This window comes from Prescottella sp. GW823-FHT02E09, from assembly GCF_058797375.1.
Map to the genome: position 1 here is coordinate 347,665 of NZ_JBXAJP010000002.1, position 25,347 is coordinate 373,011.

The window sequence follows — 25,347 nt, forward strand, 5'->3', positions numbered from 1 at the left end:
GTGCGTCAGCAATCACTTGTCGCGCTCAGGCCTCGAAATCGAACCTGGCGAGCAGAGCCTTGCGCTGCCGATCACCGAGGCCACGGAGGCGACGGGTCGGAGCGATCTCGAGCTCGGTCATGATCTCCTGCGCCTTGACCTTGCCAACCTTCGGCAGGGCCTCGAGCAGAGCCGACACCTTCATCTTGCCGAGGATCTCGTCCTCTTCGGCATCCTTCAGGACCTGCTTCAGGTCGGTGCCGCCGCGCTTGAGGCGCTCCTTGAGCTCAGCCCGGGCCTTGCGGGCGGCAGCCGCCTTCTCCAAAGCAGCAGCGCGCTGCTCGTCGGTCAACTGGGGAAGGGCCACGGTTCCTCCGTCTCGTCGTGTGCAAATGGTCTACAACCCCCGGATAACCAGGGGCGATAGCGACCGTACTCACGCCGGGCCCCGATTGCTAACCCACCCCCCGACGTCAGCGCCCGATTCGGGTGAGTTATGTGTTCATTCGACGGTGCGTTCGAAGGGACGGCGCCCGAGCAGCCACGCGGGCCGGCCCCGACGGGATCCCACCCCGACATCTTCCCGTTTTCGCAGGTCGACGGGCATTTGTGCCGCCCGGGCGGCCCGGAGGACCGGCCCCACGACGTGGCATGTCCCACAGTTCGTCCGGCGACCGGCGCCGACGCCGGAAAAATTCGGAAAAGATTACGAAAACTTCCGCCGGTCAGCGCGTGTCGTGCGCTCGACGGGTGGCCGGAACGACCCGCAACGACGACGAAGGCCGGGTTCGGGCTGTGCCCGAGCCCGGCCTCGCCGGAGAATGCGCGACGCGCGGCGGCGCCTAGTCCTGCAGGAACGCGAACGCGTCGACGGAACGCGCCACCGCGTCCTGAAGCCCCGACACCGACGGGCCGGCCCCCAGCACCTCCCGTGAGACGTTCGGAACGACCGCGCGCAGGCTGTCGCCCGCGAGCCGCCGAACGTCGTCTGCCGTGCCGCCCTGATGCCCGACGCCGGGCATCAGGATCGGCCCGTGCAGAGCGCTCAGGTCGGGGGCGTCGGTCAGCGTGGCGCCCACTACGACACCGACCGAGCCGAGGACGTCCACACCGGCATTGCGAGCGGCGGCCTCGTCGACCATCACCTGGCTGACCTTGCGCCCGTCCGCGGCCGTCGAGAGCTGCACCTGGGCGCCTTCCGGGTTGGACGTCGCGGCCAGCACGAACAGTCCACCGTCGTTGCGCTCGGCGAGCTCGAGCACCGGATCGAGCGATCCGAAACCGAGATACGGCGACACCGTCACCGCGTCGGAGGCGAGGGGCGAGCCCTCCCCCAGCCAGGCCCGCGCGTACGCGCTCATCGTCGAGCCGATGTCGCCGCGCTTGGCGTCGGCCACGACCAGCGTGCCGGCCTCCCGGAGCACCGTGATGGTCCGCTCCAGGACCGCGATACCCCCGGAGCCGTACGCCTCGAAGAACGCCACCTGCGGCTTGACGAGAGCGACCCGCCCGACGAACGCCTCGACGCAGATCTCACTGAACTGCTCGAGGCCGTCGACGGTGTCCGGGAGACCCCAGGCCTGCAGCAACTCGGGGTGCGGGTCCACGCCGACGCACAGCGAGCCGTGCCGGCCCGTTGCCGCGTGGAGCCGCGCCCCGAAGGACGTGCCCGACGTCTGCTCCGACATCACTGCTGGGCCGACTCGCGCAGGCGCGAGTGCAGTTCCTGCAGCGACTGGACGCCGATGTCGCCACGGATGGCGGCCTCGATGCCCTGGACGGCCGCCGACGCACCCTGCACGGTGGTGATGCACGGGATGTTCTTAGACACTGCGGCGCTGCGGATCTCGTAGCCGTCGACGCGCGGGCCGGAGTTGCCGTACGGGGTGTTGATCACCATGTCGACGTCGCCGGCCTTGATCTGCTCGACGATGGTCTGCGCGCCCTCGGGCAGGTCCTCACCGGACTGCTTGTGCACCTGTTCGCACGTGATGCCGTTGCGGCGCAGGACGTCGGCGGTGCCCTCGGTCGCGAGGATCCTGAAGCCGAGGTCGGCGAGACGCTTGACCGGGAAGATCAGCGAACGCTTGTCCTTGTTGGCGACCGAGACGAACACCGAGCCGCTGGTGGGCAGCGAGCCGTACGCGGCGGTCTGGCTCTTGGCGAACGCGGTACCGAAGTCCGCGTCGATGCCCATGACCTCACCGGTGGACTTCATCTCGGGGCTGAGCAGCGTGTCGACGCCGGTGCCGTCGGCACGACGGAACCGGTTGAACGGCAGGACCGCTTCCTTGACGGCGACGGGCGCGTCCATCGAGACCGTGCCACCGTCGCCCTCGGCGGGCAGCAGTCCCTTGGTGCGCAGTTCGGCGATCGACTCGCCGAGCATCACCCGGGCGCACGCCTTCGCCAGCTGCACCGCGGTGGCCTTGGAGACGAACGGCACCGTGCGGGACGCGCGCGGGTTGGCCTCGAGGACGTACAGGATGTCGTCCTTGAGCGCGTACTGCACGTTGAGCAGGCCCTTGACGCCGATGCCCTTCGCGAGCGCCTCGGTGGACCGACGGACGTTCTCCAGGTCGGCGCGGCCGAGGGTGATCGGGGGCAGCGCGCACGCCGAGTCACCGGAGTGGATGCCGGCCTCCTCGATGTGCTCCATGACGCCGCCGAGGTATACCTCGGTGCCGTCGCACAGGGCGTCGACGTCGATCTCCACCGCGTCCTCCAGGAAGCGGTCGACCAGCACCGGCCGGTCGTCGGAGATCTCGGTGGCGCGGGAGATGTAGCTCTCGAGCGCCTTCTCGTCGTAGACGATCTCCATGCCGCGACCGCCGAGGACGTACGACGGGCGCACCAGCACCGGGTAACCGATGCCGGACGCGATGTCGCGGGCACCCTCGAAGGTGGTGGCGGTACCGAACTTCGGCGCGGGCAGCCCGGCCTCGGTCAGCACGCGGCCGAACTCGCCGCGGTCCTCCGCGAGGTCGATGGCCTCGGGGCTGGTGCCCACGATCGGCACACCGGCCTCCTTGAGGCGCTTCGCCAGGCCCAGCGGCGTCTGGCCACCGAGCTGCACGATGACGCCCGCGACGGTGCCGGACTCCGACTCGGCCCGGTACACCTCGAGCACGTCCTCGAACGTCAGCGGCTCGAAGTACAGGCGGTCGGCGGTGTCGTAATCCGTCGAGACGGTCTCCGGGTTGCAGTTGACCATGACGGTCTCGTAGCCGGCCTCGGACAGCGTCTGCGCGGCGTGCACACACGAGTAGTCGAACTCGATGCCCTGACCGATGCGGTTCGGGCCCGAGCCGAGGATCAGCACCTTGGGACGCTCGGTCTGCGGCGCGACCTCGGTCTCCGCCTCGGGATCGAGCTCGTACGTCGAGTAGTGGTACGGCGTCTTGGCCTCGAACTCGGCGGCGCAGGTGTCGACGGTCTTGTAGACCGGACGCACCTTCAGCTCGTCGCGCAGTGCGCGGACCGCGTCCTCCGCGACCTGGCCCTCACCGAACTCGGGGCGCAGTGCCGCGATCTGCCGATCCGACAGGCCGTGGTACTTGGCCTGACGCAGCAGCCGCTCGTCGAACTTGTCCGCCGTGCGGATCTGCTCGCCCAGCTCATGAATCTGCTGCATCTGGTCCAGGAACCACGGGTCGATCGCGGTCGCGTCGAACAGCTGCTCGACCGTCGCGCCCAGCGCGAACGCCTTCTCGATGCCGTACATGCGGCCGTCGTGCGGAACCTTCAGCTCCTCGAGCAGCGCCTCCAGGTCGGTCGCCTCCACCTCGGGGCCCGTCCAGTAGCCGGCCCGCTTCGTCTCGAGCGAACGCATGACCTTGCCGAACGCCTCGGTGAAGTTGCGGCCGATGGACATGGCCTCGCCGACGGACTTCATCGTGGTGGTCAGCGTGCCGTCGGCGCCCGGGAACTTCTCGAACGCGAACCGCGGCGCCTTGACGACGACGTAGTCCAGGGTCGGCTCGAAGCAGGCCGGGGTCTCGCCGGTGATGTCGTTGACGATCTCGTCGAGCGTGTAGCCGATGGCCAGCTTGGCGGCCATCTTCGCGATCGGATAACCGGTCGCCTTCGACGCCAGCGCCGACGAGCGGGACACGCGCGGGTTCATCTCGATCACGACGAGGCGACCGTCGGTCGGGTCCATCGCGAACTGGATGTTGCAGCCACCGGTGTCGACGCCGACCTCGCGCAGGATGTCGATCGAGAGGTCGCGCATCTTCTGGTACTCGCGGTCGGTGAGCGTCATCGCCGGGGCGACGGTCACCGAGTCGCCGGTGTGCACACCGACCGGGTCGACGTTCTCGATGGAGCAGATGATCACGACGTTGTCGCGACCGTCGCGCATCAGCTCGAGCTCGTACTCCTTCCAACCGAGGATGGACTCCTCGATCAGGACGTTCGCGGTGGGCGACGCGGCCAGGCCGCCGCCGGCGATGCGCTCGAGATCCGCCTCGTCGTACGCCATGCCGGAGCCCAGGCCACCCATCGTGAACGACGGGCGCACCACGACGGGGTAGCCGAGCTCAGCGACCGTGGCCTTGACCTCGTCCATCGTGTAGCAGACGCGCGAGCGCGCCGACTCGCCGCCGACCTTCTCGACGATGTCCTTGAACTTCTGGCGATCCTCACCGCGCTGGATGGCGTCGAAATCGGCGCCGATCAGCTCGACGTCGTACTTCTCCAGGATCCCCTGGTCGTGCAGCGCCACCGCGGTGTTGAGCGCGGTCTGGCCACCGAGCGTCGCCAGCACGGCGTCGATCTTGTGGCCCTTCTCCGCCTCGCGGGCGATGACCTTCTCGACGAACTCGGCCGTGATCGGCTCGACGTACGTGGAGTCGGCGAACTCGGGGTCGGTCATGATCGTGGCCGGGTTCGAGTTCACGAGGGAGACGCGCAGGCCCTCCTCGCGGAGAACCCGGCAGGCCTGGGTGCCCGAGTAGTCGAACTCGCAGGCCTGTCCGATGACGATCGGACCGGAGCCGATCACCAGGATGTGCTCGAGATCTGTACGACGTGGCATTACTTCTTGACTCCCTCGAGCAGGTTGGCGAAACGGTCGAACAGGTACGCGGCGTCGTGTGGGCCGGCCGCGGCCTCGGGGTGGTACTGCACGGAGAACGCGGAATCGTCGAGCAGGCGGACGCCCTCGACGGCGCCGTCGTTGGCGCACGTGTGGCTCACCACGGCTCGGCCGAACGGGGTGTCGAACTCCTGGCCGGCCTCACCCTCGAGCGCGAAGCCGTGGTTCTGCGCGGTGATCGCGATACGGCCGGTCTCGTGCTCGACGACCGGGATGTTGATGCCGCGGTGGCCGAACTTCATCTTGTAGGTGTTCAGGCCCAGCGCGCGACCGAGGATCTGGTTGCCGAAGCAGATGCCGAACAGCGGCAGCCCCTGGCCCAGGATCTCCTTGGTGAGGTGCACGGCACCGTCCGCGGTGGCCGGGTCGCCCGGGCCGTTGGACAGGAAGACGCCGTCGGCCTTGATGTCCAGGATGTCGTGCAGCGTCGCGGTGGCCGGCAGCACGTGCACGCGCATGCCGCGCTCGGCGAACATCCGCGGGGTGTTGGTCTTGATGCCGAGGTCGATGGCGGCGACGGTGTAGCGGGCCTCGCCACCGGCCGGCTCGACGATGTAGCCGTTCGGGGTGGACACCTCTCCGGCCAGGTCGGCGCCGAGCATCGTCGGCTGGCTCTTGACCCGCTCGAGCAGGACGTCCACGTCCGCGAGTGCGTCGCCGGAGAAGACACCGGCGCGCATCGAGCCGCGGGTGCGCAGATGGCGAACCAGGGCGCGGGTGTCGATGCCGGCGATGCCGACGACGCCCTGACGCTCGAGCTCGTCCTGCAGCGACCCGGTGGCGCGCCAGCTCGAGGTGCGACGCGAGGGGTCACGCACGACGTAACCGGCGACCCAGATCTTCGACTCCGACGACTTGCCGGTCGGGCCGACGGACTCGTTGTCCTCGTCGTTCCAGCCGGTGTTGCCGATCTGCGGTGCCGTCGACACCACGATCTGGCGGTGGTAGCTGGGATCGGTGAGAGTCTCCTGGTAGCCCGTCATGCCGGTGCTGAAGACCGCCTCGCCGAGGGTCTGACCCACGGCGCCGAAGGTCGTCCCCCGGAAGACACGGCCGTCCTCGAGAACCAGGACCGCCGTGTTGCTGTCAAAGCCGCTCATGCGTCTTCTCCGTTCTGCTCGACCTCACCAGAGCCCGCCGCATTCGCTGTGTCATCACTGTCTGTGTCGCGCACCCATTCCGGGTACACCGTCTTGTCGTCTCCACGGAATCCCGTATCGATCTCGGTGCCGGTGGGCAGTTCCCACCGGACCACCAGGACTCCGTCCTTCGTCATCACTTTTCCGGCCAGCCCGCGTTCGGTCCGGATCGCCCGGATCGACGCCTCCGGGATCCAGATCGCCGAGGCGCCGTCGCGCTCGAGGAGGATTCCCCCGGTCCAGCGGCTGATCGCACCGGTGGCCCGGAACCCGAGGTCACCGACCGCGATCCGGTCCTGCCAGCTCGGGGCGATCGTGCTACCGACGTACAGGCCCGTACTCGGAGCGATCAGCTGCTTGCCGAGGTCCGCCGGGACCGCGGGCGGCTGACCGATTCGGTCGGCCTGGCGCCTGGCCCGGCCCTTCCAGCCGCGGTACATCAGGAAGACCGCCAGTGCCCAGACCGCTATGCAGCCGACAACCCACAGGATGCGTTCCATCAGATCTCCTCACCGCGCGGCCGGACCTTGCCGTCGAGCGCGGTGACGCGGCCGCGCAGCACCGTCGCCGTCACCTTCGCAGGCAGGGTCATCGCCTCGTAGGGCGTGTTGTTCGCGACGCTGGCCAGCTCCGGCCCGTGCACCGTCCACTCGGTGTCGGGATCGACGAGCACCAGGTTGGCCGGCTCGCCGACCTCGATCGGGCGGCCCTGGTCGTCGAGTCCGACGATCTCGGCCGGCCGCTCGCTCATCACCCGCGCCACACCGCGCCAGTCGAGCAGACCGGGGCGGACCATCGTCTCCACGACGATCGACAGCGCAGTCTCGAGCCCGAGCATGCCGGGGCGCGCCTGCGAGAACTCGCAGCACTTGTCCTGCTCGGCGTGCGGCGCGTGATCGGTGGCCACGCAGTCGATGATCCCCTCGGCCAGACCCTTGCGCAGCGCCGCGACGTCGGACGCCTCGCGCAGCGGCGGGTTGACCTTGTTGACCGCGTCGTACGTCTCGAGACGCGAGTCGTCGAGCAGCAGGTGGTGCGGCGTGACCTCGGCGGTGATGGAGATGCCCTGGCCTCGCGCCCACTTCACGAGCTCGACGGAACCGGCGGTCGAGGCGTGGCAGATGTGCACGCGGGCGCCGGCGTCACGGGCCAGCAGCGCGTCGCGGGCGACGATCGATTCCTCGGCGGCGCGGGGCCAACCGGCCAGTCCGAGCCGGGCCGCGGTCGAGCCCTCGTGCGCGACGGCGCCCTCGGTGAGCCGCGGCTCCTCTGCGTGCTGCGCGATCAGCACACCGAGCGAGGCCGAGTACTCGAGCGCGCGGCGCATGATCAGCGGGTCGGCGACGCAATGACCGTCGTCGGAGAACACCTTCACCTGGCCGACGCCGGCCGCCATGGTCGCCATCTCGGCGAGCTGCTTGCCCTCGAGTCCGACCGTCACCGCGCCCACGGGGTGCACGTCGACGAGCCCGACTTCCTGGCCGCGGCGCCACACGTGGTCGGTGATGACCGCGGAGTCGGCGACCGGGCTGGTGTTCGCCATCGCGAACACCGCGGTGTAGCCGCCCAACGCGGCTGCCGCGGAACCCGAGTCGATCGTCTCGGTGTCCTCGCGGCCCGGCTCACGCAGGTGCGTGTGCATGTCGACGAAGCCGGGCAGCAGTATCTGCCCCTGGCCGTCGATCACCTCGGTGTCGTCGCCGGCGTTCAGGCCGGGACCGATCTCGAGGATCTGGCCGTCGCCCAACAGCAGGTCGGTCGGATCGCCCTCGCCGTACACCAGAACGTTCTTGATCAACACGTTCCCGCTCGCGGACATCTGCGGCGCCACCTTCTCGTTTCTCGTTTTGTTCAGGCCGCTCACGCGACCTCTTCCGTTCCCACCAACAGCCGGAACAGCACCGCCATCCGGACGTGGACACCATTGGTGACCTGCTGCAGCACAGCCGTTTTCGGCGAATCTGCGACCGACGACGCGATCTCCATGCCGCGCAGCATCGGACCGGGGTGCAGCACCACCGCGTGGTCGGCGAGCACGCCCAGGCGCTTCTCGTTGAGGCCGTAGGTGATCGAGTACTCGCGCGGCGACGGGAAGAACCCGCCGTTCATCCGCTCGGCCTGTACCCGCAGCATCAGAACCGCGTCGAGTCCGGGCAGTTCCGCGTCGATCGAATGCGACACCCGCACCGGCCATGTCTCGACCCCGGCAGGCAGCAGCGTGCGCGGCGCCACCAGGACCACCTCGGCACCGAGCATCGACAGCAGCAATGCGTTCGACCGCGCCACCCGGCTGTGCAGGATGTCGCCGACGATCGCGATCCGTCGGCCCTCGATCCCACCGAGGCGCTGACGCAGCGTCAGCGCGTCCAGGAGTGCCTGAGTCGGATGCTCGTGCGTGCCGTCACCGGCGTTGACGACCGCCGGTCCGCCGTCCGCCGCCGCACCGGTCCAGGCCGCGATCTGGTGCGCCGCACCGGAAGCGGGGTGCCGGACGATCAGCGCGTCGGCGCCGGCGGCGCGCAACGTCATCGCGGTGTCGCGCAGCGACTCGCCCTTCGACACCGACGAACTGGACGCACTGACGTTGATCACGTCGGCGCTCATCCACTTGCCGGCGACCTCGAACGACACGCGGGTGCGGGTGGAGTTCTCGAAGAAGACCGTCATCACGGTCCGGCCGCGCAGCGTCGGCAGCTTCTTCACCTCGCGTCCGAGCAGGGCCTGCTCGAACCGTTCGGCCTCGTCGAGTAGCTCGGTCGCGGAATCCCGGTTCAGGTCCGCGATGGAGAGCAGGTGCTTCACTTCTCGTTCTCCTCTGCGTGCCCACTCGACAGCACGACGCCGTCCTTGCCGTCGTGATCGGCGAGGAGCACGGCGACATCCTCGGTGCGTGCGGTGGGCACGTTCTTGCCTACATAGTCGGCACGCAACGGCAGCTCGCGGTGCCCGCGGTCGACGAGGACCGCCAACTGGACCGCGCGCGGGCGGCCGAGGTCACGCAGCGCATCGAGCGCCGAACGGACCGTGCGGCCGGAGAACAGGACGTCGTCGACGAGCACGACGAGCGCGTTGTCGACACCGCCCTCCGGAACCGACGTCCGCTCGAGCGGGCGGTGCGGCTTGGTCCGCAGATCGTCGCGGTAGAGCGTGATGTCGAGGGAGCCGACCGGCGGGCGGACACCCGCGAACTCCTCGATCTTGTCGGCGAGACGGGCCGCGAGCGTCGTGCCGCGGGTAGGAATCCCGATCAGGACGACGCGTGGCGCGGAACCATCCGTGGCGTCGAGAGCGGTCTTCTCGATGATCTGGTGCGCGATACGGGCGACGGTCCTGCCGACGTCAGCCGGGGACAGCAGTTCGCGCGCGTTCGCGGGGGGAAGACCGGATGAGGGCCCTTCGGGCATACGCATGTAGCGACCTCCTTCTCCGCCTCTCTGGACGGATCGTTAAAGGATGTCTGACGCGGGTCAGCCTATCAGCGGCGAGCACCGCGCCAGATTCCGGGTAGGCCGAGTCCTCGAAGTGACCAGAACGCACTGCCGCCCACCCCGAAACCGGGGTGGGCGGCAGCTGGTCCACTTCAGGACTCGGAATCTTCGCCGCCGGCAGAGCCGGCGGTGGCGTCAGCGTCGTCGGCCGTGCCCGACGTCGCGCGCTGCGAGGTCGCGGAGGCCGCGGCCCGGACCTGCGGGGCCACCAGCACGACCTGACCCAGCACACCGTTCACGAAGCTGGGCGAGTCGTCGGTGGACAGTTCCTTGGCCAGCTCGACGGCCTCGTCGACGGCCACCACGGGCGGGACGTCCGTCGCGTGGAACAGCTCCCACACCGCGATCCGCAGGATCGCGCGGTCGACCGCGGGCAGACGCTCGAGCGTCCAGTCCTGCAGATGCGACTCGATCACCTGGTCCAGGCGGTCGAGGTTCTCCGCGACGCCCTGCACCACGGTCACCGTGTACGGGGCCACCGGGGCGACGGAATCGTCGCGGGTAGCGAGCTGCGCCCGCTCGTCCGCGAGATCGACCGGGTCGACGTCACGCGCCTCGGCTTCGAACAGGAAATCGACGGCCCGCTTACGGGCCTTGTGACGTGCTCCGAGTTTCTTATGCGTGCCCGACACTCAGGAATTCACGCGCCCGAGGTAGTTGCCGTCCCGCGAGTCGACCTTGAGCTTGTCACCGGTGTTGATGAACAGCGGGACCTGGATCTCGGCACCGGTCTCGAGGGTGGCGGGCTTGGTGCCACCGGTCGAACGGTCACCCTGCAGTCCGGGATCGGTGTGCTTGACCTCGAGCTCGACCGTGACCGGGAGCTCGACGAACAGCGGCGCATCCTCGTGCGTGGCGACCTGGACCTGCATGTTCTCGAGCAGGAAGCGTGCACCGTCGCCGACGGTGGCCTCACCGATCGGGATCTGGTCGTAGGTGTCGCCGTCCATGAAGATGTAGTCGCTACCGTCGTGGTACAGGTAGGTCATGTCGCGACGGTCGACCGTGGCGGTCTCGACCTTGACGCCGGCGTTCCAGGTCTTGTCGACGGTCTTGCCGGAGAGCACGTTCTTGATCTTCGTGCGAACGAAGGCCGGACCCTTACCGGGCTTGACGTGCTGGAATTCGAGGATCTGCCACAGCTGACCCTCGATCTTCAGCACGAGTCCGTTCTTGAAATCACTGGTATCTGCCACTTGGTTTCGCGTCTCCTTCAGACGATTGAGAGATCTTTGCTGGTGAGAGTGAGGAGTTCCGGCTCCTGCTCGCGAACGACGAGCGTGTCCTCGATCCTGACGCCACCGCGCCCGGAGAAGTACACACCCGGCTCGACGGTCACCACCGCACCGCGTAGCAGTGTACCGGTGCCGAGCTTGCCGATCCCGGGCGCTTCGTGGATCTCGAGGCCGACGCCGTGGCCGAGTCCGTGCAGGAACAGGTCGCCGTAGCCGGCGTTCTCGATCACCGAGCGGGCCGCGGCGTCCACCGCGCCGACCTCCACTCCCGGTGCGAGCGCCGCCCGACCGGCCGCCTGGGCCTCCCGCACCAGGTCGTAGAGGTCCCGCTGCCACTGCGAGACCTTCTCCAGCACGTATGTCCTGGTCATGTCGGAGTGGTAGCCGCCGATCTGCGCACCGAAGTCCAGCTTCACGAGGTCGCCGGACCGCAGGACGGCGTCGGTGGGTCGATGGTGCGGGATCGCCGAATTCGGGCCGGCGGCGACGATCGTCTCGAAGGAGATGCCGTCCGCACCGTGGTCGAGCATCAGTGATTCGAGTTCGCGCCCCACTTCGCGTTCGGTGCGGCCCGGACGCAGTCCCCCATGCTCGATCAACGCCGCGAGCGCGTCGTCGGCCGCCGCGCACGCCCGACGCAGGAGCTCGATCTCCCCCTCGTCCTTGACGGTTCGTAGCTGCTCCACCAGGCGCGGGGCACGGGTGAGAGCGATCTCCGGCGCGGCCTCGACCCAGGCGCCGTGTTGATCGAACGTCACCACGTGACTCTCGAAGCCGAGCGTGCCCGCACCCGACGCGACCGCGAGCTCGAGCAGCCGCGGCGCACTCGCGCGGGCGATTTCGGCCCGCAAGTCCGGCACCTGCTCGGCAACCTGCACCAGGTACCGGCCGTCGGTGCAGATGACCGTCCGGTCCTCCGTCCCCGGCTCGTCGGCCGCGGTCACGAGCAACGCTGCGTTGGAGCCGGTGAATCCGGTCAGGTAGCGAATGTTGAGCAGGTCCGTCACCAGCAGCGCATCGAGGCTGCGCTCCCGCAGGAGTACACGGAGACGGTCGCGGCGCGCTGCGGTCGAGGCGGTCACCTGGTGGATCGACATGCCTCCGAAACTACCCTGCAACTACCTGCCGGCCCGGGCACCGTGGACGTGGCCGACACCTCTTCGGGGCGTTTGTGTGGGTTAGGGCACACGCGCCGAATCCTGCTGGTTACGCTGTGTCACATGAATGGGTGGGTCGTACGCGGTCTCGGTCTGGCATTGGTACACGTCGTGGTGCGCACTTTCCTGGGAGCCGCGGTGACGCAGTGGCCCCAGCAGGGCGGCGTCCTGAGGTGGTTCTCGTTGATCCTCGTGATCCTCGCGGCGTTCCTGTGGGGCGCACTCGACGGCATCCGTGACCGTCGCGCCCATCCCGATCCGGACCAGTCCACGGACCTGACGATGATGTGGCTCAAGGCCGCCGTCATCGCCGGCGTCCTCGCCGGAGCCGCGTCCTGGATCGTCGGAACGATCTTCGACATCGCGGTCACCAACGGCTCGCTGTTCTTCGAGGTCACCTCGGGAGCGGCGTTCACGATCCTGCTGATCTTCATTCCCGCGACCATCGGTGTCGCCCTCGGCCGGTTCCTGGTCGGACGCGAAGCCCGGACCGGCGGCACCGCCGCGTCCGGCGCGGTGCCGTACGCGGACGACGCCGATGTCGACGTCGAGGAGGCGGCCGCGGAGAACTATGCCGGCAGTGAGTGGTCGTACGAGCACGGCACCGAGACCGGCTACGACTACGGCGACGGCGCCGCCGATCACCCTGGCGACGGGGCCGGCCACGGCTCGGTGCCGGCCGACAACACCGATACCGAGGTCTTCGCGCCGGTCGATCCGGACGGCCGGCCCGGTGGGGCGCACCGAGCCGACACATAGACCACCGACAGTCGCACTGAGAGACGAACGGGCCGGGGCGGATCATCCGCCCCGGCCCGTTCTGTCGTGCCCGGTCGACCGACTCCCGTGGCGTCTGGCGAGCGTCAGCCCCGTTCGGCCAGGAACCGGAGCGCCAACGCGTAGCCCGCGACACCCAGACCGACGATCGACCCGGTCGCGACGCCGCTGAGGTACGAGTGGTGGCGGAACTCCTCCCGCGCGTGAACATTCGAGATGTGCAGTTCCACCAGGCCGGCCGTGAGCTCGGCGCACGCATCGCGCAGGACGACCGACGTGTGAGTCAGTCCCCCGGCGTTCAGGATCACCGGGTCGCCGGCATCGGCGGCGTCGTGGATCCAGCCCAGTAGTTCACCCTCGCTGTCGGACTGCCGGACGACGACCTCGATCCCGAGTTCCTTCGCGGTCCGCTGGCACAGCGCGACCAGGTCGTCGTGCGTGGTGGAGCCGTAGACCTCCGGCTGACGCTTGCCGAGACGCCCCAGGTTGGGACCGTTGACGACCTGAACCCTCACAGCAGCACCGTCCCGCCACTGGGGCTCGCGTCCCGCGCGATCGCACCGTAGGCGGCGACGAGCAGCGACGGATCCGGACCCTCGAGCCGGCCCGGCTTGGCCAGTCCGTCGAGCACCACGAAGCGGAGCAGACCGGCGCGGTTCTTCTTGTCGGTCTGCATGCCCTCGAGCAGTTGGGGGAAGGCGTCGCCGTCGTACGTGGTGGGCAGGCCGACCAGCTCGAGGATCGACCGGTGCCGGTCCGCGGTGGCGTCGTCGAGGCGGCCCGCGAGGCGGCCGAGTTCGGCGGCGTACACGAGGCCGACGGACACGGCGGCGCCGTGACGCCAGCGGTAGCGCTCACGGCGCTCGATCGCGTGGCCGAGGGTGTGTCCGTAGTTGAGAATCTCGCGCAGGCTCGACTCGCGCAGGTCGGCGGCGACGACCTTGGCCTTGACCTCGACCGAGCGGCGGATCAGCTCGGGCAGCACCGTGCCCGTGGGATCCAGCGCCGCGGCAGGGTCGGCCTCGATGAGGTCGAGGATCACCGGGTCGGCGATGAAGCCGGTCTTGATGACCTCCGCCATGCCCGCGACGATCTCGTTGTGCGGCACGGTCTCGAGCGTCGCGAGGTCGATCAGGACCGCCGACGGCTCGTGGAACGCGCCCACCAGGTTCTTGCCGGCCTCGGTGTTGATGCCGGTCTTGCCGCCGACCGCGGCGTCGACCATCGCCAGCAGCGTCGTCGGGACGTGCACGATCCGCACGCCACGCATCCACGTCGCGGCCACGAAGCCCGCGAGATCCGTTGCGGCACCGCCGCCGAGGCTGACCACGGCGTCGCTGCGCGTGAGCCCGATGCGACCGAGCACCTCCCAGCAGAATCCCGCGACCGCGAGATCCTTGCCGTCCTCGGCGTCGGGAATCTCGATGCGGTGGGCGTCGATTCCCTTCTCCGCCAGAGCCGCACGCACTGCCTCCGCGGTCTCCGCGAGCGGCGGCTGATGGAAGATGGCCACCGTGCGGGTGCCCTCGAGTTCCTCGACGAGCTCGCCGAGCAGACCTCGCCCGATGATCACCGGGTAGGGATCGGCAGTGGCCACCTCGACGCGTACCGGTTCGGTCACTTCTCTACTGCTCCGCTTCTGTGTCGTATCGTGCTGTGTCGTCTCGTGCCGGGTCGCCTGCGGCGGCCCCACCGGTCAACTTGGTCACCAACTGCTGGACCACCCGGCTGGGACTTCGGCTGTCGGTGCGGACCCGAATGGTCGCCACCTGGCGGTACAGCGGCCGACGGCGACGCATCAGGGCGTGGTACTTGGACTTGGGGTCGGCGCCGGCAAGCAGCGGTCGCCCCGTGTTCGCCCCGGTTCGCTTGAGCCCCTCCGCGACACTGATCTCCAGGTACACCACGGTATGCCCCGCCAATCGGGTACGGGTGAGTTCGGACAGGATCGCGCCACCGCCCAGGGACAGGATCCCGTCGTGCGACTCGAGCGCCTCCCCGACCACACGTTCCTCGATCTCCCGGAAGAACGGTTCCCCGTCCACCTCGAAGATCTCCGGGATGGTACGGCCGGTCTCACGCTCGATCTCGGCGTCCGTGTCGAGCAACTCCAGATCGAGCGCCTGCGCGAGGCGGCGGCCGATGGTCGACTTCCCGGCGCCCGGCGGCCCGATGAGGACGGCGCGCGGCGTCATCGCGTCACCGCGACAGACGGGCCGCGATGCCGTCGACGTAACGCTGATAGTTCGAACGGGTCTCCTCGAGGGAATCGCCGCCGAACTTGTCGAGCGCGGCCTGGGCCACCACGAGCGCGACCATCGCCTCGGCCACGACACCCGCGGCCGGAACCGCGCACACGTCCGAACGCTGGTGGATCGCGACGGCCTCCTCACCGGTCGACATGTCGACCGTCGACAGCGCCCGCGGGACGGTGGAGATCGGCTTCATCGCGGCGCGCACTCGCAGCGCCTCACCGTTGGTCATGCCGCCCTCGAGGCCGCCGGCGCGGTTGGTCGACCGCAGGACGCCGTCGGGGCCGGGACGCATCTCGTCGTGCGCGGCGCTGCCGCGGCGGCGAGCGGTCTCGAATCCGTCGCCGACCTCGACGCCCTTGATCGCCTGGATGCCCATGAGGGCGGCGGCGAGCTTGGAGTCGAGACGGTCGGCGCCGCTGATGAACGAGCCGAGGCCGACCGGCAGACCGTGGACGATCACCTCGACGACGCCGCCGAGGGTGTCGCCGTCCTTCTTGGCGGCCTCGATCTCGGCGATCATGGACGTTTCTGCTGCTTCCCCGAAAGCACGCACGGGGCTGGCATCGATGGCATCGAGCGCGTCGGCGCCAGGACCGGGGCCGACGTAGGGCTCGGACGCGCCGATCGAGATGACGTGCGAGACCACCTCGACGCCGAACAGCTGACGCAGGAACTGGCGGGCCACGGTGCCCGCCGCGACGCGGGCCGCGGTCTCCCGGGCACTGGCGCGCTCGAGGACGGGACGGGCGTCGTCGAAGCCGTACTTGAGCATGCCCGAGTAGTCGGCGTGGCCGGGGCGCGGACGGGTCAGTGGAGCGTTGCGGGCCTGACCGGCGAGTTCCACCTCGTCCACCGGGTCGGCGGACATGATCGTCTCCCACTTGGGCCACTCGGTGTTACCCACCTCGACCGCGATCGGACCGCCGAGGGTGCGACCGTGCCGCACGCCACCGATGATCGTGACCTTGTCGGCCTCGAACTTCATGCGGGCACCGCGGCCGTAGCCGAGGCGACGGCGCGCAAGCTGCGCCGCGATGTCGTCGGACGTCACCTCGACGCCGGCAACCATCCCCTCGAGCATGGCAACGAGGGCGGGACCATGGGACTCTCCAGCAGTTATCCAGCGCAACACATCCAGCATCTTTCCACGAGTACGGCCGTCGGTACGACAGCGGGCCGTCTGCCGCTCCCGTCACACCGGCCACATCGCCAACGCCGTCGCCGCGCACATCGACGGCCCGTGGGCGATGACGCCGCCTGCTCTCCCCCGCAACACCCCCGCCACGGCGGTGAGGACGGGCGCGAGCGCTGCGGCCACGAGCCACGTCTGGGCCCCTCCCAGGCTCGCCGCGGCGCCCAGACCGATCGCCAGTTTGACATCCCCCGCACCCATCGCCGCGGGCGCGGACAGGTGTACGAGCAGGTACAGCCCCGACAGCATCAGACCGCCGACGACCGCCGGCCGCCACTGCCCCGTGGCGGCCGCGAAGCCCACGATTGCCGCCGCACCGGGCAGCGTCAGGAGGTTGGGGAGACGGCGAACCCGCAGATCGACGACCGCGGCCGTGACCGTCCACCACACGAACAGCAGCGCCGGCACCAGCGCGGGAGCCAGCCCACACCGCAGTGCGACCGCACCGAAGGCGAGTGCGCACGCACCCTCACACCATCCCGGCGCGACCGGGCACTCCGGCGCGAACCGTGCCACGACACGTCCGGCTCCCGCACCCGCGACCGCACCCACCGCAATGCCCACCACACCGATCCACCACATCTCGAGAGCATGCGGCGTCGCCGAGACACCCGGCGGCGGGAATCGGGGGCCGCGAACAGGTCTGTGGATACGCGGTCGGCTGTGGAGAAACCGCGCACGACCGGCGCGGGCTCAGCGCGGCAGTGCCGCCGCCATCGCCTCGCGGGGCGCGGGCCTGCCGGTGAACTGCTCGACCTGCCCGTAGGCCTGGTTGAGCAGCATCGCCAGACCGCCGACCACTGTGCCGCCGGCGCGCTCGACAGCGTCCGCGAGCGGGGTGGGCCACGGGTCGTAGATCGCGTCGAGCACGAACGGGGCCCGCCCGATCGCCTCGGCGAACGGTCCGGCGGCCGCCGCAGGAACGGTGCTCACGAGCACAGCCGACTCGGCGCACCGATCGGCCAGTGCGCCGTCGTCGAACGTCAGGTGCCGCACGCCGAGCCCGACGGCCTCGGCACAGTCGAGGGTCGCGCGGGCCCGCTCGACGTCCCGCGCGACGACGGTCACCGAGCGCACCCCCAGGTCGGCCAGTGCGACGAGGGCGGGACGCGCGGTGCCGCCGGCGCCGACGACGACCGCGGACGAGCCGGCCAGGTCTCCGATGCCACCCTCGACGAGGGCACCGCGGACACCGTCTACGTCGGTGCAGTCGGCGCGCCAGCCGCCGTCGATGCGGACAAGGGTGTTGGCCGAGCCGATCGTGATCGCCCGCTCGGTGCGTTCGGTCGCGAACTCGAGGGCGGCGACCTTGCCGGGCATCGTCACCGACAGTCCGACCCACTCCGGGCCCAGGCCCGCGACGAGACCGGGCAACTGCTCACCGGTGCACTCGATGCGATCGTACGTCCAGTCCGTCAGCCCCAGCGCGTGATACGCGGCCAGGTGCAGGTCCGGGGACTTCGAGTGCGAGATCGGACTGCCGAGGACGGCGGCCTTACGCGCGGCCACTGCGATCACCTTCCACTGTCGAGGATGCCACTCTGCTGCGCCAACCCGATGTTCGCGAGGTGCTCGTCGTAACTCCGGGTGAACAGCGTGGTGCCCTTCTTGTCGATCGTCACGAAGTACAGGTAGTCACCGGGAGCCGGATTCTCCACCGCACGAAGCGCGTTGATGCTCGGCGACGAGATGGGTGTGGCCGGCAGACCCGGGCTGGCGTACGTGTTCCACGGCGTGACACGGGCACGGTCGGCGTCGGTCGTGGCGACCTCGGTCTCGTCGAGCGCGTAGTTCACGGTGGAGTCGAACTGCAGCGGCTGGTTCACCGCGAGCCGGTTCACCACGACGCGGGCGACCTTGTCGAAGTCCGCGGGCAGCGCCTCGCGTTCGACGAGCGACGCCACGATCAGCATCTGATACGGGTCGAGGCCGACATTGCCACCGGCAGTCCTGATGCCTGTGGCCTCGTAGCTCTCCGCGCTCGAGCTGACCAGGTGCTCGAGAATCTCGACGGGCGACTCGGTGGGATCGAAGTCCCAGCTGCCGGCGGCGATCAGTCCCTCGAGCTGGCGATCCCGGTCCGGGACGTTCGCCACCTGTGTGCGTGCCCAGTCCGGGACGCCCAGAGCCGCCAGATCCGAGCTCGCCCCGGCCGTGTTGAGGTCGTCGTAGCTGATGCACTTCCGTGCCTCGGTCGAGCCGACGCAGCTGGCCTCCGAGATCAGCGTGTAGATGCCCTTCTTCACGGCACCGGTCTGCACGTCGCGGGTGTCGTGGAGCTGGCGCCCCTCCGAGATCACCGTCTGACCGACGCGTGCGGACGGCGACACCAGCGCGGCCACCGCGTCGGTGCCCGAGATCTTCGTGGCGACCGCATAGAAGCCCGGTTGCACGGAGCTCATTGCGTCGTTGCGCAGCGCGGCCCGGTAGAACGCCGACGGGCTCGCGACCACGTCCTTGTCGGCCATCGCGCGCGCGATCTGGTCGGCGGTGTCGCCGGAGTGAACCTGCACGACCACCTCGGGTCCCGCCGGTCCGGCGTAGTCGGCGTAATCGCTGCCGTTGACCTGGTCGTAGACCGCGACGGCGGCCGCGCCCATGCCGCCGAGCAGCACAGCGCCGGCGAGGACCCCGATGACCCGGCCCCGACGCTTGCGCCGCGCCGCCGCCCGTTCCCGCCGGATCTCGGCGCGGCTCTGCGGTTGTGCGCCGACCGCGGTCGGCAGTGCCCGCCGGGACGAGTCGTCGTAGTTGTACGGATCGAACTCGGGTTCGTACCCGTAGTCCTGTCCGGTCGGATAGCCGCGGTGCGGGTCGTAGCCGTCGGTGCCGTCCCCGTAATCGCCGGCCGTGCCGTAGCCGGCCGTGTCGTAGCCGGGGTCGGAATAGTAGCCCTGACCGGGATCGTTCTGATCGCCGTCGGGGTAGTGGTGATCGTCGTAGCCGGGAGCCGACTCGAACTCGGGACGCCCCGGCTGCCGATGATCGTTCACAGGCCGTCCTCCGTGGGTCGGCCGCTACCGTCCGGATCCGTTTCGTTCACAGCTCTGCTCCGCTCGTCCAACCATCCCTGCAAGATCGCCACAGCGGCGGCCTGATCGATCATCGGCCGCTGCCCCTTCGCGCTGACCCCGCTCTCGCGGAGGGCACGCGACGCCGTGACCGTCGTCAGCCGCTCGTCGGCCATCCGCACGGGAATCGGATCGATGCGGCGGCGCACCCTCTGCGCGAAGGCGGACGCGAGGCCCGCGGCCTTCCCGCGTTCCCCGCGCAGCGTCTGCGGCAGACCGACGATAACCTCGACGGCCTCGTACTCCTCGACAAGCGCGACAATCCGCCGGATGTCCGGCGCGTCGGGGCCCCGATCCTTCGAGCGAGGAACGGTCTCGACCGGTGTCGCGAGGATGCAGTCGGGGTCGCACGAGGCCACCCCGATCCGCACACTGCCGACGTCGATCGCGATCCGACGGCCGCGGCCGGGGTCGTCGACGCCGGGCCGATCAGGACCCGACAGGGCAGATTTGTCGGGACCCGACGAGGCCGCGGGCACCGCTAGGAGTTTCCTGCCAGCTCGGCGACCCGGCCGCGCACGCCGTCGAGGGCCGCGGGGATCCCGGAGACGTCGGAGCCGGAGCCCTGCGCCATGTCGGCCTTGCCGCCGCCGCGGCCGCCGATCTGCGGGCCGAAGCTCGACACCAGTTCGCCGGCCTTGATGCCGAGGTCCTGGGCAGCCTTGGTCGCGGCGACGACGAACGGCACCTTCCCGTCGGCGTTGCCGAGCAGCACGACAACCGCCGGCTGGGTGCCGAAGCGGCCCCGGATGTCGGTGACGAGGCCGCGCAGGTCGTTGCCGGCGACACCGTCGGGCGCCTGCTCGGCGACCAGCAGCACCTCGCCGAAACGATGAGCCTTGTCGACGAACGTTCCGGCGGACGCGAGGACAGCGGCAGCCTTGGTGGCCTCGAGTTCCTTCTCGGCCGCCTTCAGACGATCGACGAGCGCCTCGACGCGGGCCGGGACCTCCTCCGAGGGCACCTTGAGCGACGACGCGACACCGGCGAGGAGTGCGCGCTCCTTGGCCAGGTAGCGGTACGAGTCGAGACCGACGAACGCCTCGACGCGGCGCACACCGGAACCGACCGAGGACTCGCCGAGCAGCGTGACCGGACCGATCTGCGCCGACGTCTGCACGTGCGTGCCGCCGCACAGTTCCATCGAGAACGGTCCGCCGATCTCGACGACCCGGACCTCGTCGCCGTAGTTCTCGCCGAAGAGGGCCATCGCGCCCATCTGCTTCGCCTTGTCCAGATCGGTGACGAAAGTGTTGACCGCGTGGTTGGCGGCAACGGCCTCGTTGGTGACGACCTCGATCTCCTGCTTCTGCGACTCCGACAGCTGGCCCTGCCAGTTGAAGTCGAAGCGCAGGTAGCCCGGCTTGTTGAGCGAGCCGGCCTGAACGGCGTTGGGGCCCAGCACCTGTCGCAGCGCGGCGTGCACCATGTGGGTGCCCGAGTGGCCCTGCGTGGCGCCCTTGCGCCATTCGGCGTCGACCTGTGCGAGGACGACGTCACCCTCGGTGATCTGGCCTTCCTTGACGGTGACCTTGTGGACCCACACCTTCTTGGCGATCTTCTGCACGTCGTTGACCTGCACCCGCAGGCCCGCGGCGGTGATGGTGCCGAGGTCGGCGATCTGGCCGCCGGCCTCCGCGTACAGCGGGCTGCGGTCGAGGATGACCTCGACGTCCTGCCCGGCCGTCGCGGTGGGCACCCGGACACCGTTCGAGATCAGCGCCAGCACGTGCGCCTCGGACACCAGCTCGTTGAAGCCGGTGAACTCGGTGGGTCCACGGTCGACGAACTCCTTGTAGACCGTCAGGTCGGCGTGCGCGTGCTTGCGGGCCTGCGCGTCGTCCTTGGCACGCTTGCGCTGCTCGGCCATGAGCGAGCGGAAGCCGTCCTCGTCGACGCTCAGTCCGGCCTCGGCTGCCATCTCGAGGGTGAGGTCGATCGGGAAGCCGTAGGTGTCGTGCAGCACGAACGCCTCGTTGCCACCGAAGACCTTCTTGCCTGCGGCCTTGACCTCGTCGGCCTCCGCCTCGAACATCTTCGAACCGGCCGCGATGGTACGCAGGAAGGCCGTCTCCTCGCCCACCGCGACGCCGACGATGCGATCGAAGTCGGTGGTCAGTTCCGGATACGACGGCGACATCGTGTCGCGGACGACGGTCACGAACTCGCGCATGCTGGGCTTGTCCGCGCCGAGAAGCTTGGCCGAGCGGATGATGCGGCGCAGCAGGCGACGCAGCACGTAGCCGCGGCCCTCGTTGCCCGGGTTGACGCCGTCGGCGATCAGCATCACGGCGGTGCGCGCGTGGTCGGCGATGACCCTGAACCGTGTATCGGCAGCGGACCCGTCCGGGCCGTCGGCGCCGTACGTGCGGCCGGAGAGCTCCTCGGCCTTGGTGATCACGGGTCGGACCAGGTCGGTCTCGTACACGTTGTCGACGCCCTGCAGCAGGAACGCGACACGCTCCACGCCCATGCCGGTGTCGATGTTCTGCTTGGGCAGCGGGCCGAGGATCTCGAAGCTGTCCTTGCCGGTGCCCTCGCCGCGCTCGTTCTGCATGAACACGAGGTTCCAGATCTCGAGGTAGCGATCCTCGTCGGCCTCGGGGCCGCCCTCGGCGCCGAACTCCGGGCCGCGGTCGTAGTAGATCTCCGAGCACGGACCGCACGGGCCGGGCACACCCATCGACCAGTAATTGTCGGCCATGCCGCGGCGCTGGATGCGCTCGTCCGGGATGCCGGCTTCTTCCTTCCAGATGTCGCGGGCCTCGTCGTCGTCGAGATAGACGGTGACCCACAGCCGCTCGGGATCGAAGCCGTAGCCGCCGTCCTCGACACTGTTCGTCAGCAGCGCCCACGCGTGCTTGATCGCACCGCGCTTGAAGTAGTCGCCGAAGCTGAAGTTGCCGGCCATCTGGAAGAACGTGTTGTGCCGGGTGGTGACGCCGACGTTCTCGATGTCACCGGTACGCACGCACTTCTGCACGCTGGTCGCGGTGTCGTAGGGCGGCGTCTGCTGGCCGAGGAAGAACGGCTTGAACTGCACCATGCCCGCGTTGACGAACAGCAGGTTCGGATCGTCGAAGATCAGCGAGGCGCTGGGCACCTCGGTGTGGCCCGCCTTGACGAAATGGTCGAGGAAGCGCCTACGGATCTCGTGGGTCTGCACCTGTGTTCGTCCTTACGTATGTCCGTCGAGTATCACTGTGTTCGGCAGCCGACGTCGCCTCCGAGATGCGAATCGGCCATTGGCAAGCTTAACGCCCCGGGACCAATCGATTATTCGGTGCACGTGACGCTCCGCCGGATCCCGCCGCCGCAGTGACGAGCGCCACGCATCGGACCACGGTCTCGCCGACGACACGACCCGACTCAGCGGCCCCGCACGATCCTGCGGAGCTTGCCGACCCGCCCGGCGATCTCACGCTCGGCGCCGTGGGTGGTCGGTTCGTAGTAGTCGACGCCGACCAGCTCGTCCGGTGGGTACTGCTGGGGCAGGACCCCGTCCGGGTGGTCGTGCGGGTACTTGTAGCCGACGGCGTTGCCGAGTTGCGCCGCTCCGGCGTAGTGGCCGTCCCGCAGATGCGGCGGGACGAGGCCCGACTTACCGGCCGCGACATCGGCCATCGCAGCACCCAGCGCAGCGATGACCGCACCGGACTTCGGCGCGGTTGCGAGGTGGATGGTGGCCTGCGCGAGGGCGAGCCGCGCCTCCGGCATGCCGATCAGCTGCACTGCCTGCGCCGCCGCCGTCGCGGTCTGCAGCGCGGTCGGGTCGGCCATGCCGATGTCCTCGCTGGCGTGCACGACGAGGCGGCGGGCGATGAACCGCGGGTCCTCCCCCGCCGTGATCATCCGCGCGAGGTAATGCAGCGCGGCATCGACATCGGATCCGCGGATCGACTTGATGAACGCACTGATGACGTCGTAGTGCTGGTCGCCGTCACGGTCGTAGCGGACGGCGGCCTTGTCGACGCTGGACTCGACCGTCTCGAGGTCCACCGTCGCGGGGCGAGCGTCGGTGCGGTCGAGTGCGGTGCCCGCGGCGGCCTCCAACGCCGTCAGCGCCCGCCGCGCATCGCCCGCGGCGAGCCGGACGAGATGCTCGAGTGCGTCGTCGGTGAGGTCGACCGACCCGCCGAGACCGCGCTCGTCGGCGCGGGCGCGCTCGATGACGACACGGATGTCGTCGGCGGTCAACGACTGCAGTTGCAGTACCAGCGAGCGCGACAGCAGTGGAGACACCACCGAGAACGACGGATTCTCGGTGGTCGCGGCCACCAGCAGCACGATCCGGTTCTCCACGGCCGCGAGCAGGGCATCCTGCTGCGTCTTGGAGAAGCGGTGGACCTCGTCGATGAACAGCACCGTCTGCTCACCCTGCAGCAGGCGGCGCCGCGCGAGTTCGATGACGCCGCGCACCTCCTTGACGCCCGCGGAGAGCGCGGACAGCGCCTCGAACTTTCGGCCCGTCGCGCCGGAGATCAGCGATGCGAGCGTGGTCTTGCCGGTGCCGGGCGGCCCGTAGAGCAAGACCGACGACGCGCCGGAACCCTCCACGAGTCGACGCAGCGGCGCACCCGGCCCGAGCAGGTGCTGCTGGCCGACGACCTCGGCGAGGGTCGCGGGGCGCATCCGCACCGCGAGGGGTGCCCCCGGACTCGGCGACACGGGCCGCGGCGGCACCGAGGTCAGCGGCCGCGACTCCGGTTCGGGCTCGGCCGCCGGAGCCTCGAACAGACCCGCCCCGTCACCCGCGGTGTCGGTGTCGCCGAAGAAATCAGTCACGCCTCGACGCTACTAGCCGACACCGACGACCGGCGACCACGCTCACCTCGCGGTCAGCGCCCGAACAGTGACTTGAAGAACCCTGGCCTGGCCGGCTGCTCGCACTTGCAGCGTTGAGCGGCCGGCACCGTGCGCATGACGCTGTCGACGTGCTGGCCGCAGCCTCCCCAGGTGGTCTTGTTGCAGGTCCGGCAGGTGACGGCGTAACACACGTTGGATCTCCTCGCGGTGGGTTCAGGATTCACCAATAATACCCCCTGGGGTATCAAGGTCACTGTGCCGATCCCCACACCACCGGACGGCCGGCGAGGGCAGCCGTCACCCCCGCACGAACTTGCCAGCAGCCGGGTGCTTTACCTCGTATAGTTGGCCTGAACTGCATCTATACGACGTATAGGAGACTCGGTGTGGAGCCGACGACCGGACACTGGAGTGCCGAACGGACACTGTCGCTGCTGTGGGAACCCCCCACCGCTCGATCCGACGCCGGCTCGGGACTCACACTCGACTCGATCGTCGCGGCAGCCACGGCGATCGCCGATGAACGCGGCGACGCGTCCGTCCCCCTGCGCGCGATCGGAGATCGCCTCGGGTGCACTGCGATGGCGCTCTACACCTACGTCGGCGGGAAGGCCGAGTTGCTCGACCTCATGTACGACCGGGCCTACGCCGGCTTCGCGGCGACCCGACCGATATCGGTGACGGAGTGGGCCGAGTATCTGCTCGAGCTGTACGTCGAGCACCCCTGGATGCTCGACCTCGCACACGCACGTCCGGTGCTGGGCCCACACCAACAGGACGCGTTCGAGTCGCTTCTCGGAACCCTGCTGCCGAGCGGACTCCACCACGCCGACGTGACAGCGATCGCGTCGTCCGCGTTCTCGCTCGCGGCGGCCGCCGCCCGCACCGTCGTCGACGCCCGCCGGGCACCGTCGGTGACCGGCGAGGGCGACGAGCAGTGGTGGGCCGACAGGATGGATGCGCTGGCCGCGGCGGCACCGGACTTCGCCGACCGCTACCCACTGTCCAGCAGATTGATGGGCGGCGACGGCGCGGCCGCTGCTCCCCCGGACGACGACGTCCCGATCATGGAGCGCGCTGCGCGCGCAAACCTGCGCCGGGCACTCGAACTGCTGCTGGCGGGCGCCGCCGGGTCCGACCGGGACTGAGT

24 protein-coding genes are annotated in these 25,347 nt (G+C 69.4%); 2 read left to right on the forward strand and 22 right to left on the reverse strand.

What is annotated here, in order from left to right; all coding sequences use genetic code 11:
* Window positions 1–25: 25 nt before the first annotated feature.
* From mihF to AC1RIF_RS05815, 11 genes are all read right to left on the reverse strand, one after another.
* Window positions 26–346 (reverse strand): integration host factor, actinobacterial type, encoded by a 321-nt coding sequence (mihF, locus tag AC1RIF_RS05765; RefSeq protein ID WP_007535578.1) that lies wholly within the window; start codon window positions 344–346, stop codon window positions 26–28.
* A gap of 475 nt (window positions 347–821) precedes the next feature.
* Window positions 822–1,667, reverse strand: coding sequence for an orotidine-5'-phosphate decarboxylase (gene pyrF, locus AC1RIF_RS05770; protein WP_492600418.1), 846 nt, complete (start codon window positions 1,665–1,667; stop codon window positions 822–824).
* Window positions 1,667–5,017: a carbamoyl-phosphate synthase large subunit gene (gene carB, locus AC1RIF_RS05775; RefSeq protein WP_492600419.1), complete on the reverse strand. Its 3,351-nt coding sequence runs from the start codon at window positions 5,015–5,017 to the stop codon at window positions 1,667–1,669. The genes pyrF and carB overlap by 1 nt, the downstream gene beginning before the upstream one ends.
* Window positions 5,017–6,177, reverse strand: coding sequence for a glutamine-hydrolyzing carbamoyl-phosphate synthase small subunit (gene carA, locus AC1RIF_RS05780; protein WP_492600420.1), 1,161 nt, complete (start codon window positions 6,175–6,177; stop codon window positions 5,017–5,019). Before carA ends, carB begins: the two co-directional genes overlap by 1 nt.
* Complete coding sequence (locus AC1RIF_RS05785; RefSeq protein ID WP_492600421.1) at window positions 6,174–6,716, reverse strand: PH-like domain-containing protein; 543 nt, start codon at window positions 6,714–6,716, stop codon at window positions 6,174–6,176. The genes carA and AC1RIF_RS05785 overlap by 4 nt, the downstream gene beginning before the upstream one ends.
* A complete protein-coding gene (locus tag AC1RIF_RS05790; protein ID WP_492600782.1) occupies window positions 6,716–8,035 on the reverse strand; it encodes a dihydroorotase in 1,320 nt (439 codons plus the stop codon). Before AC1RIF_RS05790 ends, AC1RIF_RS05785 begins: the two co-directional genes overlap by 1 nt.
* A 41-nt stretch (window positions 8,036–8,076) precedes the next feature.
* Window positions 8,077–9,018 carry an aspartate carbamoyltransferase catalytic subunit gene (locus AC1RIF_RS05795; RefSeq protein WP_492600422.1) on the reverse strand — a complete coding sequence of 314 codons (942 nt, stop codon included), beginning with the start codon at window positions 9,016–9,018 and terminating at the stop codon, window positions 8,077–8,079.
* Complete coding sequence (gene pyrR / locus AC1RIF_RS05800) at window positions 9,015–9,626, reverse strand: bifunctional pyr operon transcriptional regulator/uracil phosphoribosyltransferase PyrR (protein ID WP_492600423.1); 612 nt, start codon at window positions 9,624–9,626, stop codon at window positions 9,015–9,017. The genes AC1RIF_RS05795 and pyrR overlap by 4 nt, the downstream gene beginning before the upstream one ends.
* A 170-nt stretch (window positions 9,627–9,796) precedes the next feature.
* A complete protein-coding gene (nusB, locus tag AC1RIF_RS05805) occupies window positions 9,797–10,336 on the reverse strand; it encodes a transcription antitermination factor NusB (RefSeq protein WP_492600424.1) in 540 nt (179 codons plus the stop codon).
* Window positions 10,337–10,900, reverse strand: coding sequence for an elongation factor P (gene efp / locus AC1RIF_RS05810; RefSeq protein WP_492600425.1), 564 nt, complete (start codon window positions 10,898–10,900; stop codon window positions 10,337–10,339).
* Between the two features lie 17 nt (window positions 10,901–10,917).
* Window positions 10,918–12,036, reverse strand: a complete 1,119-nt coding sequence (locus tag AC1RIF_RS05815) for a M24 family metallopeptidase (RefSeq protein ID WP_492600426.1) — start codon at window positions 12,034–12,036, stop codon at window positions 10,918–10,920.
* Window positions 12,037–12,159: 123 nt separating this feature from the next.
* Between AC1RIF_RS05815 and AC1RIF_RS05820 the strand changes: the two genes are divergently transcribed.
* A complete protein-coding gene (locus tag AC1RIF_RS05820; RefSeq protein ID WP_492600427.1) occupies window positions 12,160–12,855 on the forward strand; it encodes a B-4DMT family transporter in 696 nt (231 codons plus the stop codon).
* Between the two features lie 104 nt (window positions 12,856–12,959).
* Here the strand turns inward: AC1RIF_RS05820 and aroQ are convergent, their stop codons facing one another.
* From aroQ to AC1RIF_RS05875, 11 genes are all read right to left on the reverse strand, one after another.
* Window positions 12,960–13,388 (reverse strand): type II 3-dehydroquinate dehydratase, encoded by a 429-nt coding sequence (gene aroQ, locus AC1RIF_RS05825; RefSeq protein WP_492600428.1) that lies wholly within the window; start codon window positions 13,386–13,388, stop codon window positions 12,960–12,962.
* Complete coding sequence (aroB, locus tag AC1RIF_RS05830) at window positions 13,385–14,494, reverse strand: 3-dehydroquinate synthase (protein WP_492600429.1); 1,110 nt, start codon at window positions 14,492–14,494, stop codon at window positions 13,385–13,387. Before aroB ends, aroQ begins: the two co-directional genes overlap by 4 nt.
* 4 nt (window positions 14,495–14,498) lie before the next feature.
* Complete coding sequence (locus AC1RIF_RS05835) at window positions 14,499–15,068, reverse strand: shikimate kinase (RefSeq protein ID WP_492600430.1); 570 nt, start codon at window positions 15,066–15,068, stop codon at window positions 14,499–14,501.
* Window positions 15,069–15,072: 4 nt separating this feature from the next.
* Entirely contained in the window at window positions 15,073–16,260 is a 1,188-nt protein-coding gene (gene aroC / locus AC1RIF_RS05840) for a chorismate synthase (protein ID WP_492600783.1), read from the reverse strand.
* A 60-nt stretch (window positions 16,261–16,320) separates the two neighbouring features.
* The gene (locus AC1RIF_RS05845) at window positions 16,321–16,902 is read right to left on the reverse strand and encodes a prepilin peptidase (RefSeq protein ID WP_492600431.1); all 582 of its coding nucleotides are present in this window, start codon (window positions 16,900–16,902) and stop codon (window positions 16,321–16,323) included.
* A 111-nt stretch (window positions 16,903–17,013) separates the two neighbouring features.
* Entirely contained in the window at window positions 17,014–17,829 is an 816-nt protein-coding gene (locus AC1RIF_RS05850; protein WP_492600432.1) for a shikimate dehydrogenase, read from the reverse strand.
* 5 nt (window positions 17,830–17,834) lie between these two features.
* Window positions 17,835–19,313 carry an endolytic transglycosylase MltG gene (gene mltG / locus AC1RIF_RS05855; protein ID WP_492600433.1) on the reverse strand — a complete coding sequence of 493 codons (1,479 nt, stop codon included), beginning with the start codon at window positions 19,311–19,313 and terminating at the stop codon, window positions 17,835–17,837.
* Window positions 19,310–19,870: a Holliday junction resolvase RuvX gene (gene ruvX, locus AC1RIF_RS05860; protein ID WP_492600434.1), complete on the reverse strand. Its 561-nt coding sequence runs from the start codon at window positions 19,868–19,870 to the stop codon at window positions 19,310–19,312. Before ruvX ends, mltG begins: the two co-directional genes overlap by 4 nt.
* A gap of 2 nt (window positions 19,871–19,872) precedes the next feature.
* A complete protein-coding gene (gene alaS / locus AC1RIF_RS05865) occupies window positions 19,873–22,557 on the reverse strand; it encodes an alanine--tRNA ligase (protein ID WP_492600435.1) in 2,685 nt (894 codons plus the stop codon).
* A gap of 203 nt (window positions 22,558–22,760) precedes the next feature.
* Complete coding sequence (locus AC1RIF_RS05870) at window positions 22,761–24,176, reverse strand: replication-associated recombination protein A (RefSeq protein WP_492600436.1); 1,416 nt, start codon at window positions 24,174–24,176, stop codon at window positions 22,761–22,763.
* Between the two features lie 53 nt (window positions 24,177–24,229).
* On the reverse strand, window positions 24,230–24,388 hold the full coding sequence (locus AC1RIF_RS05875) for a DUF8730 family Cys-rich protein (RefSeq protein WP_492600437.1): 159 nt from the start codon (window positions 24,386–24,388) through the stop codon (window positions 24,230–24,232).
* Window positions 24,389–24,583: 195 nt separating this feature from the next.
* Between AC1RIF_RS05875 and AC1RIF_RS05880 the strand changes: the two genes are divergently transcribed.
* Window positions 24,584–25,345, forward strand: coding sequence for a TetR/AcrR family transcriptional regulator (locus tag AC1RIF_RS05880; RefSeq protein WP_492600438.1), 762 nt, complete (start codon window positions 24,584–24,586; stop codon window positions 25,343–25,345).
* Window positions 25,346–25,347: the final 2 nt, after the last annotated feature.

What these genes read in the sequence shown, in the direction of transcription:
- pyrF (WP_492600418.1), bottom strand. Translation starts at nt 1,667, where the DNA reads ATGTCGGAGCAGACGTCGGGCACGTCCTTCGGGGCGCGGCTCCACGCG.
- carB (WP_492600419.1), bottom strand. Translation starts at nt 5,017, where the DNA reads ATGCCACGTCGTACAGATCTCGAGCACATCCTGGTGATCGGCTCCGGT.
- carA (WP_492600420.1), bottom strand. Translation starts at nt 6,177, where the DNA reads ATGAGCGGCTTTGACAGCAACACGGCGGTCCTGGTTCTCGAGGACGGC.
- AC1RIF_RS05785 (WP_492600421.1), bottom strand. Translation starts at nt 6,716, where the DNA reads ATGGAACGCATCCTGTGGGTTGTCGGCTGCATAGCGGTCTGGGCACTG.
- AC1RIF_RS05790 (WP_492600782.1), bottom strand. Translation starts at nt 8,035, where the DNA reads ATGTCCGCGAGCGGGAACGTGTTGATCAAGAACGTTCTGGTGTACGGC.
- pyrR (WP_492600423.1), bottom strand. Translation starts at nt 9,626, where the DNA reads ATGCGTATGCCCGAAGGGCCCTCATCCGGTCTTCCCCCCGCGAACGCG.
- AC1RIF_RS05815 (WP_492600426.1), bottom strand. Translation starts at nt 12,036, where the DNA reads ATGTCGATCCACCAGGTGACCGCCTCGACCGCAGCGCGCCGCGACCGT.
- AC1RIF_RS05820 (WP_492600427.1), top strand. Translation starts at nt 12,160, where the DNA reads ATGAATGGGTGGGTCGTACGCGGTCTCGGTCTGGCATTGGTACACGTC.
- AC1RIF_RS05835 (WP_492600430.1), bottom strand. Translation starts at nt 15,068, where the DNA reads ATGACGCCGCGCGCCGTCCTCATCGGGCCGCCGGGCGCCGGGAAGTCG.
- AC1RIF_RS05845 (WP_492600431.1), bottom strand. Translation starts at nt 16,902, where the DNA reads ATGTGGTGGATCGGTGTGGTGGGCATTGCGGTGGGTGCGGTCGCGGGT.